Genomic DNA, 13,506 nt, shown 5'->3' with positions numbered 1-13,506 from the left:
ATTGACAGCCTTGCAACGCAAGTTTACGTTAACGTAAAGGTTAGCGCGCCGAGGGCACGCTTCTCCACACCACAACAACGCTTAAAAGGTGCCTGTCCATGAGTTACCCCTCCCTGAATTTCGCCCTCGGTGAAACCATCGACATGCTGCGTGACCAGGTGCAGTCATTTGTGGCCAAGGAACTGGCGCCGCGCGCCGCGCAGATCGACATCGACAATCTGTTCCCCGCCGACATGTGGCGCAAGTTCGGCGACATGGGCCTGCTCGGCATCACCGTGCCGGAAGAATACGGCGGCGCCGGCCTGGGCTACCTGGCCCACGTGGTGGCCATGGAGGAGATCAGTCGCGGCTCGGCGTCAGTTGCCTTGTCCTACGGCGCGCACTCCAACCTCTGCGTCAACCAGATCAACCGCAACGGCACTCACGAACAGAAACTCAAGTATTTGCCCAAGCTGATCAGCGGCGAGCACATCGGCGCCCTGGCCATGAGCGAGCCGAACGCCGGATCCGACGTGGTCTCGATGAAACTGCGCGCCGACAAGCGCGGCGAGCACTATGTGCTCAACGGCAGCAAGACCTGGATTACCAACGGCCCTGACGCCAATACCTACGTGATCTACGCCAAGACCGACCTTGAGAAAGGCGCCCACGGCATCACCGCGTTTATCGTCGAACGTGAGTCGAAAGGTTTCAGCCGCAGCAACAAGTTCGACAAGCTGGGCATGCGCGGTTCCAATACCTGCGAGCTGTTTTTCGACGACGTTGAAGTGCCCGAGGGAAATATCCTCGGCACACTCAATGGCGGAGTGAAAGTACTGATGAGTGGCTTGGACTACGAACGCGTGGTGCTGTCCGGTGGCCCTACCGGGATCATGCAAGCCTGCATGGACCTGATCGTGCCCTATATCCACGACCGCAAGCAGTTCGGCCAGAGCATCGGTGAGTTCCAATTGATCCAGGGCAAAGTCGCCGACATGTACACCCAACTCAATGCCAGCCGCGCGTACCTGTATGCCGTGGCACAGGCCTGCGAACGCGGCGAAACCACGCGCAAGGACGCCGCCGGGGTGATTCTCTACAGCGCCGAACGCGCCACCCAAATGGCGCTGGACGCGATCCAAATTCTCGGCGGTAACGGCTACATCAACGAATTCCCCGCAGGACGCCTGCTGCGTGACGCCAAGCTGTATGAAATCGGTGCCGGCACCAGTGAGATCCGGCGCATGTTGATTGGTCGCGAATTATTTAACGAAACCCGCTGACGGAGCGTGTCATGGCCATCCTGCACACCCAGCTCAACCCACGCTCGGCGGAGTTTGCCGCCAACAGCGCGGCGATGCTCAAACAGGTCGATGCCTTGCACTCCCTGCTTGCCCAAGTCCAGCAAGGCGGCGGCAGCAAGGCCCAGGAACGGCATACTTCGCGTGGCAAGCTATTGCCTCGCGAACGCATCAACCGCTTGCTCGACCCTGGCTCGGCGTTTCTCGAACTCAGCCAATTAGCGGCCTATCAGGTCTACGGCGAGGACGTTCCCGCTGCCGGCGTAATTGCCGGGATCGGGCGGGTGGAAGGCGTCGAATGCATGATCGTCGCCAACGATGCGACGGTGAAAGGCGGTTCCTATTACCCGCTGACCGTTAAAAAACACCTGCGCGCGCAAACCATCGCCGAGCAGAACCGCCTGCCGTGCATCTATCTGGTGGACTCCGGCGGCGCCAACCTGCCGCGCCAGGACGAAGTGTTTCCCGACCGCGAGCATTTCGGGCGGATCTTCTTCAACCAGGCCAACATGAGCGCCCAGGGTATCCCGCAGATCGCCGTGGTCATGGGTTCCTGCACCGCCGGCGGCGCCTATGTACCGGCGATGGCAGACGAAGCGATCATGGTGCGCCAGCAAGCCACGATTTTCCTCGCCGGCCCGCCGCTGGTAAAAGCTGCGACCGGTGAGGTGGTCAGCGCCGAAGAATTGGGCGGTGCCGATGTGCATTGCAAGATCTCCGGGGTGGCCGATCACTATGCCGACAGTGACGAACATGCTCTGGCCCTGGCCCGTCGCAGCGTGGCCAACCTCAACTGGCGCAAGCAGGGCCAGTTGCAGCAGCGCACGCCAGCAGCACCTTTATATGCCGTCGACGAGCTGTATGGGGTCATCCCGGCCGATGCCAAGCAACCATTCGATGTGCGTGAAGTCATCGCGCGACTGGTGGACGGTTCGGTCTTCGATGAATTCAAAGCGCTGTTCGGTACGACCCTGGTGTGCGGTTTCGCCCACTTGCACGGCTACCCGATCGCGCTCCTCGCCAACAACGGCATCCTCTTCGCAGAGGCCGCGCAGAAAGGCGCGCACTTTATCGAACTGGCCTGCCAGCGCGGGATTCCCCTGCTGTTTTTGCAGAACATCACCGGCTTTATGGTCGGGCAAAAATACGAGGCAGGCGGCATTGCCAAGCACGGTGCGAAGCTGGTGACGGCGGTGGCGTGTGCCAAGGTACCGAAATTCACCGTGATCATCGGCGGCAGCTTCGGGGCCGGCAATTATGGAATGTGCGGTCGCGCCTATGACCCGCGCTTCCTGTGGATGTGGCCCAACGCGCGGATCGGCGTGATGGGTGCCGAACAGGCGGCCGGGGTGTTGGTGCAGGTTAAGCGCGAACAGGCCGAACGCGCTGGCCAGGCGTTCAGCACTCAGGAAGAGGCGGCCATCAAACAGCCGATCCTCGACCAGTACGAAACCCAGGGCCACCCTTATTACTCCAGCGCCCGCCTGTGGGATGACGGTGTCATCGACCCGCTGCAAACCCGTGACGTGCTGGCCCTGGCCTTGTCCGCGTCGCTGAACGCGCCTATCGAGCCGAGCCGCTTCGGCGTGTTCCGCATGTAAATGGAGCTGTATCCCATGAGCGACTTCAACACCCTCGAGCTGGTCACCGACCCGCGTGGTTTTGCCACCCTCTGGCTGAGCCGCGAAGAGAAGAACAACGCTTTCAATGCCGAAATGATCCGTGAACTGATCCTCGCCCTGGATCGGGTCCAGGCCGATTCGAGCCTGCGTTTCCTGGTACTGCGGGGACGCGGCAAGCACTTCAGTGCCGGCGCGGACCTGGCCTGGATGCAGCAATCGGCCGAGCTCGACTACCACACCAACCTGGATGATGCGCGGGAGCTGGCAGAGTTGATGTACAACCTGGCCAAGCTGAAGATCCCGACACTGGCGGTGGTTCAGGGCGCGGCTTACGGCGGCGCGCTGGGCTTGATCAGTTGTTGCGACATGGCCATTGGTGCCGATGACGCGCAGTTCTGCCTGTCGGAAGTACGCATCGGCCTCGCGCCAGCGGTTATCAGCCCATTTGTCGTGCAGGCCATTGGCGAACGAGCGGCACGCCGCTATGCCCTGACGGCAGACCGCTTCAGCGGCCAGCGGGCGCGGGAGATCGGACTGTTGGCCGAGAGTTATCCGCGCGACGAACTGGAGCAGCAGGTCGAGCAATGGATCGCCAACCTGCTGCTCAACAGCCCAGCGGCCATGCGCGCCAGCAAGGACCTGCTGCGCGAGGTCGGTAACGGCGCGCTCACACCTGCCCTGCGGCGTTACTGCGAAAACGCTATCTCGCGCATCCGCGTCAGCGCCGAAGGCCAGGAAGGCTTGCGGGCCTTTCTGCAGAAACGTCCGCCGACCTGGCAATCTCAGGAGCCGCGTTCATGAGTGCACCTGCTATCACCTGTGTCCTGGTGGCCAACCGCGGCGAAATCGCCTGCCGGGTCATGCGCACAGCCAAGGCATTGGGACTGACCACCGTGGCGGTCCACAGCGCCACCGACCGTGATGCGCGCCACAGCCGCGAGGCGGATATCCGCGTCGACCTGGGCGGCAGCAAAGCCGCCGACAGCTACCTGCAAATCGACAAACTGATCGCGGCCGCCAAGGCCAGTGGCGCCCAGGCGATTCATCCAGGGTATGGCTTTCTCTCGGAAAACCCTGGTTTTGCTCGCGCCATTGAAGCCGCCGGACTGATTTTTCTCGGACCGCCCGCCTCGGCCATTGATGCCATGGGCAGCAAATCCGCCGCCAAGGCTCTGATGGAAACCGCCGGAGTGCCGCTGGTGCCGGGCTATCACGGCGAGGCCCAGGATCTGCAGACCTTCCGCCAGGCCGCCGAGCGCATCGGCTATCCGGTGCTGCTCAAAGCCACCGCCGGGGGTGGCGGCAAGGGTATGAAAGTGGTTGAGGATGTCAGTCAACTGGCCGAAGCCTTGGCCTCGGCGCAGCGCGAAGCCCTGTCGTCATTCGGCAACGCCCAGATGTTGGTGGAGAAGTACCTGATCAAGCCGCGCCACGTCGAGATTCAGGTGTTTGCCGATCAACACGGCCATTGCCTCTACCTCAATGAACGCGACTGCTCGATTCAACGCCGCCACCAGAAAGTCGTCGAAGAGGCGCCAGCACCTGGCCTCAGCCCCGCGCGGCGCAAAGCCATGGGTGAAGCGGCGGTCCGCGCGGCGCAGGCCATCGGCTATGTCGGCGCCGGCACCGTGGAGTTCCTGTTGGACGCCCGGGGCGAGTTTTTCTTCATGGAAATGAACACACGGCTGCAAGTGGAACACCCGGTAACCGAAGCCATCACCGGCCTGGACCTGGTGGCCTGGCAGATTCGCGTGGCTCGGGGTGAACCACTGCCGATGACCCAGGCGCAAGTGCCGCTGCTTGGACACGCGATTGAAGTACGCCTGTATGCCGAGGACCCGGCCAATGATTTCCTGCCGTCCACCGGGCAACTGGCGCTTTACCGCGAATCCACGCCTGGCCCGGGCCGGCGGGTCGACAGCGGTGTCGAGCAAGGCGACAGCGTGTCGCCCTTCTACGACCCGATGCTCGGTAAGCTGATTGCCTGGGGAGAGGACCGCGAACAGGCGCGCCTGCGGCTGTTGAGCATGCTTGATGAGTTTGCCGTCGGTGGCGTGAAGACCAACCTGGGCTTTTTGCGCCGCATCATCGGCCATCCGGCATTTGCCGCAGCCGAACTGGACACCGGATTTATCCCGCGTTACCAGGCGCAATTGCTGCCCGCCGCCGGCGACTTGAGCGACGCGTTCTGGCAGGCCGCGGGCCACGCTTTCATGCAAAGCCAAGCAGCGAAGGTCCGAGCGGATGATCCCTGTTCACCCTGGGCCACAACGCGGGGTTTTCGCGCCGGGCTGGACGCCGAGACCTCGTTGCATTTGAGCTGCGATGGCCAGGATCGGCTGGTGACACTGCAGACCGTCAATGCCCCGCGCCTATTGGGCGAGCAATTATTGGTAGAAGAGCAAGGCGTACGCCGTTCGCACTTGGCGGTACGCAGCGAACAGGCGCTTTTCTTGCGCTGGGACGGTGAGCTGCACCGTGTAACGCTGTTTGATCCGATTGCGGCGGTCGACGCCAGTCAATCCCATCAAGGCGGCCTGATCGCCCCCATGAATGGCAGCATCGTGCGCGTGCTGGTGGACGTCGGGCAGGCTGTGGAAGCCGGCGCCCAACTGGTGGTGCTCGAAGCCATGAAGATGGAACACAGCATCCGCGCGCCCCACGCCGGTGTGGTCAAGGCGTTGTATTGCCAGGAAGGTGAAATGGTTGGCGAGGGCTGTGCACTGGTGGAGCTGGATACGCTGGCTTAAAACTTCATCGTTGCCTGCACCACCACGCCGATGATCCGACACTCATCGCTGAACAGGGTTTTCGGGTAAGTCGGGTTGAGCGGCACCAGATAACGCTGGCCGCTCTCCTCCGACAGCTTGCGAAACGTCGCCTGTGGGCTATTGGCCCACTGGGCGACCACCAGTTTGCCGGGCTCGGCATCGATGGCCGGGTCCACCAGAATCATCATGCCCTCGCTGATGCTCAGTCCGGTGGGAGCGGTCATGGCATCACCCGTCACCTGCAGCCAGAATGCTTCGCCACGTGCGTGATAGTCGGTCGACTCGAAACGCGTCGTGCCATACGCAAGACGTTCCTCGCGAACCTCGCACGCACCCTTCCAGTCGCTCACCGGGTAACAAAAATACGGGTTGGGGCGGGCGCACGAAGCCACGTCGTCGTCAGCCGACTCCGGCTTTTCACGAATCACCAAGGCGACCTCAAGCTGCGCCAGCCCCAGTTCCGCAATAACCCGATTCATGTCGGCGAGACTCGGTACACGGCGCTTGGTCAGCCAGTGACCGACGCCGCCCTGGGACATGCCCAGACGTTCGGCGAGCTGGTCCTGCGTGACCTTACGCTCCTTCATGGTGCTTTTGACCAACGCTATCCATTTATCCATGGGCCGCGACAATACCCTGTGTATTCAAGTCGACAATAAACAGTTTGTATTAATCAATCAAATGACATGACTACACTTCGTATTATTATCTAACCAAGACATACAACCCTTTCTTCAGAGCACCCACTTCATGACCACAGTCCCGGATCATCTACCTGAGACACCCGATGACGATGAAATGATGTTTTTGCGTGGCAGCACGGCCGCCCGGCGCGCGCTGGATTACTATTTGAAAGAAGATGTTAACGACCCGCCACCGAACGAAAGCCTGTTCGCGTTAAAACCTGGGATCAGCAGCGAAGAGGCGCTGGTGCATGCATCAGACCTGCTGCGCAGCGCCGCTGCCATCGCTTATGAACTGGCGAACAGCAAGCTCGGCGAAACCCGGGACCTGGCGTTTTCAGTGGTGTACTTGATTGATATGGCCAAGGCCATGCTGGATTGCCCCCGGCGCCTACCCGATACAGAGACACGCTAGTCCGGAAAGGATGCAGGAGCAGAAGAAAAAATATTCCTATCAGACAGATAAAAACATTTGACTTGCAAATGATAATGATTATTATTGCAAGCAGCTGGTCGCGAGATCAGTCGATAGACCAAGAGACCTTAGGTCGGACTCTTGGAATATCTCCTCATCAGGCTAATCACGGTTTTTGACCCGGCTCTTTGGCCGGGTCTTTTTTTTGCCAGTTATTCTGGCGTGGCTTCAGGCTAATGAAGTCTGTGTGTTGCTGGATGGCGCGCATGGTAGCAAAAGACTATCGCCGAAAGGAAGTCGATCAAGCGCTCTGGCCCGGATCTTTCCAAAATAGCACTTGAGAATCAATCTCACAGATTCTAAGCTGCTGCTGCGTCATGGATGACGCCCCCCTCCTCTATCGCAACAATTTGCGTCCGGATTTTGCTTTCTGCCTGTGTAAACTGCCCGCCACACCTTCATAATCAGGCAGACAGACCATGAGCGTGGCCTTGACCTCCATCAAAATCAGCAGCGATTTCGACAGCGGCAATATTCAGGTACTCGATGCCAGCGATGCCCGACAAGTATTGCTTGCCATCAAGCCGGACACTCGCAGCCAGCACTTCCAATGGTTCCACTTCAAGGCCGAAGGCATGCACATTGGCCACACGCATGGCTTCAGACTGAGTAATGCCGGTCAATCGTCCTACAACCACGCCTGGAGTGGCTACAACGCCGTGGCGTCCTACGACCACATCAATTGGTTCCGAGTGCCCACGCGCTTTGACGGCGAAACTTTGCACATCAGCCTCGAGGCGCGAGAAAAACACGTCTGGATCGCTTACTTCGAACCCTACAGCCGCAAGCGCCACGACTGGTTGATCGACCAGGCGCTCAATCGCGCCGCGACCCAATTGTTGGCCATCGGCAAAAGTGTCGAAGGTCGTGATATTCCCTTGCTGCGTCGTGGGCAAGGCAACGAGGGGCAACGCAAGGTCTGGATCATTGCCCAGCAGCATCCTGGCGAACACATGGCCGAATGGTTCATGGAAGGCATCATCGAACGCCTGCAGCAGGACGGTGACGATGAACTGAAAAGACTCCTGGCTGTTGCCGATCTGTATTTGGTGCCAAACATGAACCCGGACGGCGCGTTCCACGGTCACCTGCGCACCAACGCCATGGGCCAGGATCTCAATCGCGCGTGGCAAAGTGCGAGCCAGGAGAACAGTCCCGAGGTGTGGTTCGTCCAGCAGCAAATGGAAAAATACGGCGTCGACCTGTTCCTGGACATCCATGGTGACGAGGAAATCCCCTACGTATTTACCGCCGGCTGTGAAGGCAATCCTGGCTACACGCCGCGCATCGAGCAGTTGGAAAAATACTTTCGCAGCCACTTGAGCGCCCTGACCCGCGACTTCCAGACCACTCACGGCTACACCCGCGACCTGCCCGGTGAAGCAAACATGACCTTGGCCTGCAACAGCGTGGGCGAGCAATTCGATTGCCTGTCCCTGACCTTGGAAATGCCATTCAAGGACAACGACGACGCACCTGATCACCGCACCGGCTGGTCCGGCAAACGCTCCATGCAACTGGGCAAGGATGTCCTGAGCACCGTGGCCGACATGGTTGGCCTCTTGCGCCAGACCTGATCAGCGAGCGGTTGGAGGCGCCACCCGCCGGCAATCCTCGGGACCCAGCAAGCGGCCATCTGCCGAGCGCAACTCCAACGCTCGCAGTGGCTGCCCTTGTTCGTGATCCACCATCACCGAATGGGCCTCGCCCTCGGTATAGAAAAACGCCTCGCCCCATTGCCGTAATCCAATGATCACGGCAAACAAGCCCCTGCCCTTTTCCGTCAATACGTACTCCTGATAGGCGCTGCCGTCGGACGCCGGAGCGATCTCAAGAATCCCGTGAGTCACCAAGCTGCGCAGTCGCGTGGCGAGAATATTCTTGGCCACCCCCAAACTGCGCTGAAACTCGCCAAAGCGGCGAATGCCGTCGAACGCATCACGGATGATCAACAGCGCCCAGCCATCGCCGATGGCGTCGAGCGAACGCGCCACCGGACATTCGGCACTTTCAAAACGGCTCAGTTTGACCATGCTCGGCACCTGTTTGCGGGAAAAATGTAGTTGCAATATAAAACCAGAACACCTACCGTACAACTGGTTTTAAATTGAAACCACTACGGGAATTCCAGCATGTCACAATCCCCATTGAGCGGCGCCGTGGTTCTGCTGTTCGCGATCGCCTGTGGCTTGTCGGTCGCAAATGTGTATTACGCCCAGCCCCTGCTGGACGCCATGGCGAACACCTTCGGCATGGATCACGCCAGCGTTGGCATCATCATTACCCTGACCCAGGTCGGTTATGGCATCGGCCTGTTACTGCTGGTACCGCTGGGGGATTTGCTGAACCGTCGGCGCTTGATCGTCAGCCAATTGTTGCTGTCGACGTTCGCCGTTTTATGGGTGGCCTTTTCTACCAATGGCACAGGGTTGCTGGCCGGGATGCTGTTGACCGGCTTGCTGGCAGTGGTGACGCAAGTACTGGTGGCCTACGCCGCACACCTCGCAGCGCCGCGGCAACGGGGGCATGTCGTGGGCCTCGTCACCAGCGGCATTGTCGTCGGTCTGCTGTTGGCGCGCACGGTGTCCGGTCTAATGGCAGACCTGGCCGGGTGGCGTTCGGTGTACCTGCTCTCGGCCGGTTTGACGCTGCTGATGGCGCTGTTGCTGTGGCGGGCCCTGCCCAGCAACGAGGAACCCCGGACTTCGACGACGTACCGCCACTTGATCTATTCGGTGTTCAGCCTGTTTCGCCAAGAGAAGGTATTACGGGATCGCGCGGTATTGGCGCTGTTGATTTTCGCCGCCGGGACCGTGTTATGGACACCGCTGGTACTGCCCTTGAGTGCACCACCGCTGTCGCTGTCCCACACGCAAATAGGTTTGTTCGGGCTTGCTGGCGCGGCCGGCGCCCTGGGTGCAGCGCGTGCCGGGCACTGGGCAGATCGAGGTTTGGCGCAATGGGTGAGTGGCGCCGCACTGAGCTTGATGCTGCTGTCCTGGCTGGCCATCGCTTTCATCCAATCTTCGCTGTGGGCATTGCTGCTCGGCGTGATTGCCTTCGATCTTGGCCTGCAAGCCGTGCACGTCACCAGCCAGAGCCTGATCTACAGCGTTCGACCCCAGGCCCAGAGCCGCCTGGCCGCCGCTTATATGCTGTGCTATTCGGTGGGCAGCGCACTCGGCTCGGTGGGCGCCACGATGATGTATGCCTGGGGCGGCTGGATCGCCGTGTGCAGCCTGGGCGCCGCCATTAACCTGCTGGCGCTGCTCTATTGGATAGGCACCCTGGAGCCGGCGACGGCAGTACCACCGCAGCCATCCCGGGGTTAAGCGTCAGTTTTTGCTGCCGGTCATGCTTTGCAACACCCCGTCGCGGCGCACCCATCCATGAAACAGCGCCGCCGCCAGATGCAGCAATACCGTCAAAAACAGGAGATAGGCGAGAAATCCGTGCGCCTTGCGCAACAGCGCAAACAGCGAGGCATTGGCCGGCAGCAATGCCGGCAACTGCACGGAACTGCTGAGCATTACCGGATCACCCGCAGCAGAGATCATCGCCCACCCCAGCACCGGCAATATCAGCATCAACCCATACAGCAACACATGGGACGCCTTGGCCGCCAGCACTTGCCACTTCGGCAAGTCGGCTGGCAAGGGTGGCTGCCGAGTAGAAAAGCGCACCACCAAACGTACGATCACCAGCGCCAGGATCGCAATGCCCAACGGTTTATGCAGGTTCAACAACCACTCGTGACGCTGGGAAACCGAGGCCGCCATGCCCGCGCCGATAAACAGCATGGCGATGACCATCAGCGCCATCAACCAGTGCAGCAAGCGCGCCAATGGCGCAAAAAACCGGGGTTGTGCATTCATGGCTTGGACTCCTGAGGGGCGCTGTGCAACTGGCTGACTTCACTGGTGCGACGCAGATAGGAACTGGCATACGCCGCCGAACGTGCGGCCAGCAACGGGTCGTTGGACGCCTCGATACCGCTGGGCAGGATCAGCGGATCAAAGTTGATATCGCGGCAGGCGCCGTCGATCTGCGGCTGGCTGCTCTGCAGCACCAGTGTCCCGGCGTTCAAGACTTTATGTTCGCCGCCCCAGACCTTGCTCGCGTCATCCACCGGATCCTCGGGATTGGCCAGGGTGATCATCAAATGCCAGCGCACTGGCCCGGCCGCCAGGCGTTGCACCAGATCCTCCTGCAGAAAATCAGCGCCATTCGCTGGCGTGGCCGCGATTGCATCCTGAATCACCGGCACCACGCCCCAGCGCACGGCCTGCCGCTGCCCATTGGCATTCACCAAGTAAAAGGCGTTGATACCGTTGTAGGTCTCGGTGGCATAACTGGCCGAGGGCTTGGCGGTCTTGACCCAAGCCAGGAACGGCGCCGTCTCTGGATGAGCCGCAAAGAACGCTGGCATATTGGCCGGGTTCGGCTTACCGGTCGCAGGATCCGGCGCGCCGGCCTTGAGCAGTTGATAAAACGCCTCGGGCGTGCCCACCGGAAACACTGGCATGCTGTTCATTCCAGTGCGCCATTGCTGGCCGTTGGCCTGGCTGAACTGCAGCGCCAGGCTGCGAATCGGCACGCTGCTGTCCGGGGCATACGGGTTGCCACTGGGCAAGGCAAAACGACCGATCACCGGCGTACGCGCCTCGCTGAAAACCTCGGCACTGGAGTACGCGCGCACGGAGGGAGCGCTCTGGAAATAACCCGCCACACACACGCCTTTGGAATGGTTACGCCGGTAGCCGGGATGCACGCCGCTGTTGGTTTCCAGCGCGTTGACCAGGTTTTGGGGGCGCAAGCGTTGCGGGTCGAGCGTGCCGTTGACGTAGGCAAAAGCCCCCGCCACAACAGCCACGATCCCCCCGATACCGGCCAGCCGCGCGATCAGGCCAGCCGTGCTCAGCGGTGGGCGCGGCGGTGATACGTGATCTACCATGAAGTGCTCCAGGCCTGTGGCCACAGATGTGAAAGAAGCAGGACGCCCGGCAACGAATTCTATTCCCGCGTCTAGGATTTATTTTTCAGCATCTGGAATATCCTTTGATCCCAGGCGTCTTGCTGTTCCCTGCACAACGACAACGAACCCATGCACGAACTCGACGAACAGTTGCGTGAACTCATTCCCAGGCTGCGACGCTTTGCCATATCCCTGACGCGCAATGCCGCCAGCGCCGATGATCTGGTGCAAGCCTGTCTTGAACGCGCGCTCGTCAGTTGGGGCGATAAGCAGGCGCAAGGGGATCTTCGCGCCTGGTTGTTCTCGATCCTCTACCGGCAGTTTCTCGACGCCCACCGGCGCTCCCGGCGCTATGCGCGCATGCTGGATTTTTTCACCGGCCGCGACGATGCTCAGCCCTCGGTCGAACGCACCGTACTGGCCCAGTCGACCCTGCAAGCCTTCGACCACTTGAACACCGAGCAACGCGCCCTGCTGCTGTGGGTTTCGGTGGAGGGCTTGAGCTACAAGGAAGTCGCTCATATCCTCGACGTGCCCATCGGCACCGTGATGTCCCGTCTGTCACGCGCACGGCAAGCCTTGCGCCAACTCAGCGACGGCGAAATCACCAGCCCATCCCTGCGGATACTCAAATGATCAGCCTGCCTCCCAGCGAACGTGATTTACATGCGTATGTCGACCACCAACTCCCGGAGTCGGATCGACGTCAACTCGACCTATGGCTCGCCACCCACCCAGAGGTCGCGGCCCAGGTCCACGCCTGGCGAAAGGATGCCCAACAGTTGCGTGCGGCCTTGGGCGAGAGGCTGCAACAGCCGGCCAATCCCGGACTGGACCCGGCGTTGCTGCGCCAGCGGCTCAAGCACCAGTCCCGGCGCCACCTCGCCACCGCCGCGGCGTTGCTGCTCGCAGTCAGCATCGGTGGTTTCAGTGGCTGGCAGGCGCGGCAAGCGACGATGGCCAGCACACTGCTACCGATGGCTGACGCCATGCAGGCTTACCGGTTGTTCGCGCAGAATCAGATCATGCCAGCCGACTACCACGTGCAAGACAGCGGCGACATGCAAACCTGGCTCGACCGCTACTTCACTCGCGCGCATCGTCTGCCGGACCTGAGTCCGGCCGGTTTCAACCCCGTCAGCGCACGCCTGCTCAGCACCGACCAGGGCGCTGCGGCCATGGTGCTCTACGAGAATCAACAAGGCCGGCGCATCAGCTTCTATATTCGTCCACCCGGCCCCAGGAATTATCTGCTCCCCCGTGGCAGCCGCAGCGCCGACGGGCTCCAGGCCGAATACTGGTCCAGCCCCGGCTACAACTATGCGATGGTCAGCCCGGTGGATGCGTCGACGACACACATGCTCAAGCAGACAATGCGGTTCTAGACGCTCGAACCCGGCAGCAGATTATGGTCAAACCCGGTCGAGCGCTCTAAAGTGAGCGATTGCCAAACACCAGGGTAATTGCCATTGGCCGCCTTACCGCCAGACCACTCACACCACCGGCCTCTGTTCAACCGGTTATGACCAGGACAAACACTTGATCCTGATCGGTCGACAGCCGCTGGATGCGACCCTCGGCGGCCAGGCTCTCGACCTGGCCCGCACCCGCAGCCGCCTGGGACAATTGCAACAGCGAGAGCCAACGCCCGATACCTCGTTATCATGAAGCTTTTGCCCTTTACCCTTGCCGAGTGACTC

Annotated in this window: 14 protein-coding genes; 10 read left to right on the top strand and 4 right to left on the bottom strand. The window is 60.8% G+C overall.

Translation table 11 applies throughout. The features are described from left to right. The first annotated feature begins 98 nt into the window (after positions 1 to 98). Genes BLU75_RS07140 through BLU75_RS07125 form a run of 4 tightly spaced genes read left to right on the top strand, consistent with a single transcriptional unit; the run spans position 99 to position 5,652 of the window. Positions 99 to 1,262: an isovaleryl-CoA dehydrogenase gene (locus BLU75_RS07140; RefSeq protein WP_084379150.1), complete on the top strand. Its 1,164-nt coding sequence runs from the start codon at positions 99 to 101 to the stop codon at positions 1,260 to 1,262. A gap of 11 nt (positions 1,263 to 1,273) precedes the next feature. Further along, on the top strand, positions 1,274 to 2,881 hold the full coding sequence (locus BLU75_RS07135) for a carboxyl transferase domain-containing protein (protein WP_084379151.1): 1,608 nt from the start codon (positions 1,274 to 1,276) through the stop codon (positions 2,879 to 2,881). 15 nt (positions 2,882 to 2,896) lie between these two features. Beyond that, complete coding sequence (locus BLU75_RS07130) at positions 2,897 to 3,703, top strand: gamma-carboxygeranoyl-CoA hydratase (RefSeq protein ID WP_084379152.1); 807 nt, start codon at positions 2,897 to 2,899, stop codon at positions 3,701 to 3,703. Further along, on the top strand, positions 3,700 to 5,652 hold the full coding sequence (locus BLU75_RS07125; protein ID WP_084379153.1) for an acetyl/propionyl/methylcrotonyl-CoA carboxylase subunit alpha: 1,953 nt from the start codon (positions 3,700 to 3,702) through the stop codon (positions 5,650 to 5,652). Before BLU75_RS07130 ends, BLU75_RS07125 begins: the two co-directional genes overlap by 4 nt. Here BLU75_RS07125 and BLU75_RS07120 read toward each other — a convergent pair. Next, positions 5,649 to 6,293 carry a LexA family protein gene (locus BLU75_RS07120; protein WP_084379154.1) on the bottom strand — a complete coding sequence of 215 codons (645 nt, stop codon included), beginning with the start codon at positions 6,291 to 6,293 and terminating at the stop codon, positions 5,649 to 5,651. The two genes, BLU75_RS07125 and BLU75_RS07120, sit on opposite strands and share 4 nt — an antisense overlap. 130 nt (positions 6,294 to 6,423) lie before the next feature. Here BLU75_RS07120 and BLU75_RS07115 point away from each other — a divergent pair, with 130 nt between their 5' ends. Further along, entirely contained in the window at positions 6,424 to 6,771 is a 348-nt protein-coding gene (locus BLU75_RS07115; protein WP_084379155.1) for a DUF6124 family protein, read from the top strand. 479 nt (positions 6,772 to 7,250) lie between these two features. Further along, a complete protein-coding gene (locus BLU75_RS07110; protein WP_084379156.1) occupies positions 7,251 to 8,408 on the top strand; it encodes a M14 family metallopeptidase in 1,158 nt (385 codons plus the stop codon). Here the strand turns inward: BLU75_RS07110 and BLU75_RS07105 are convergent, their stop codons facing one another. Continuing rightward, a complete protein-coding gene (locus BLU75_RS07105; RefSeq protein WP_084379157.1) occupies positions 8,409 to 8,864 on the bottom strand; it encodes a winged helix-turn-helix transcriptional regulator in 456 nt (151 codons plus the stop codon). A gap of 99 nt (positions 8,865 to 8,963) precedes the next feature. Between BLU75_RS07105 and BLU75_RS07100 the strand changes: the two genes are divergently transcribed. After that, entirely contained in the window at positions 8,964 to 10,163 is a 1,200-nt protein-coding gene (locus tag BLU75_RS07100; RefSeq protein WP_084379158.1) for an MFS transporter, read from the top strand. A 3-nt stretch (positions 10,164 to 10,166) separates the two neighbouring features. Here BLU75_RS07100 and BLU75_RS07095 read toward each other — a convergent pair whose 3' ends face one another. Then, on the bottom strand, positions 10,167 to 10,706 hold the full coding sequence (locus BLU75_RS07095) for a cytochrome b (RefSeq protein ID WP_084379159.1): 540 nt from the start codon (positions 10,704 to 10,706) through the stop codon (positions 10,167 to 10,169). Beyond that, positions 10,703 to 11,785, bottom strand: a complete 1,083-nt coding sequence (locus tag BLU75_RS07090; RefSeq protein WP_084379160.1) for a catalase family peroxidase — start codon at positions 11,783 to 11,785, stop codon at positions 10,703 to 10,705. Before BLU75_RS07090 ends, BLU75_RS07095 begins: the two co-directional genes overlap by 4 nt. A gap of 150 nt (positions 11,786 to 11,935) precedes the next feature. On the opposite strand from BLU75_RS07090, the gene BLU75_RS07085 reads away from it, so the two are divergent. The 3 genes from BLU75_RS07085 (at position 11,936) to BLU75_RS28090 (ending at position 13,474) form a co-directional block, all read left to right on the top strand. Then, entirely contained in the window at positions 11,936 to 12,442 is a 507-nt protein-coding gene (locus BLU75_RS07085) for a sigma-70 family RNA polymerase sigma factor (RefSeq protein ID WP_084379161.1), read from the top strand. After that, positions 12,439 to 13,191 (top strand): anti-sigma factor family protein, encoded by a 753-nt coding sequence (locus BLU75_RS07080; protein WP_084379162.1) that lies wholly within the window; start codon positions 12,439 to 12,441, stop codon positions 13,189 to 13,191. The genes BLU75_RS07085 and BLU75_RS07080 overlap by 4 nt, the downstream gene beginning before the upstream one ends. 154 nt (positions 13,192 to 13,345) lie before the next feature. After that, positions 13,346 to 13,474, top strand: a complete 129-nt coding sequence (locus BLU75_RS28090) for a hypothetical protein (protein WP_255313278.1) — start codon at positions 13,346 to 13,348, stop codon at positions 13,472 to 13,474. Positions 13,475 to 13,506 lie beyond the last annotated feature (32 nt).

Source organism: Pseudomonas mucidolens, from assembly GCF_900106045.1.
GTDB classification, from domain to species: Bacteria; Pseudomonadota; Gammaproteobacteria; order Pseudomonadales; family Pseudomonadaceae; genus Aquipseudomonas; species Aquipseudomonas mucidolens.
Note: the sequence above shows the minus strand (reverse complement) of the source record. Positions and strands in the feature narration are given on the sequence as shown.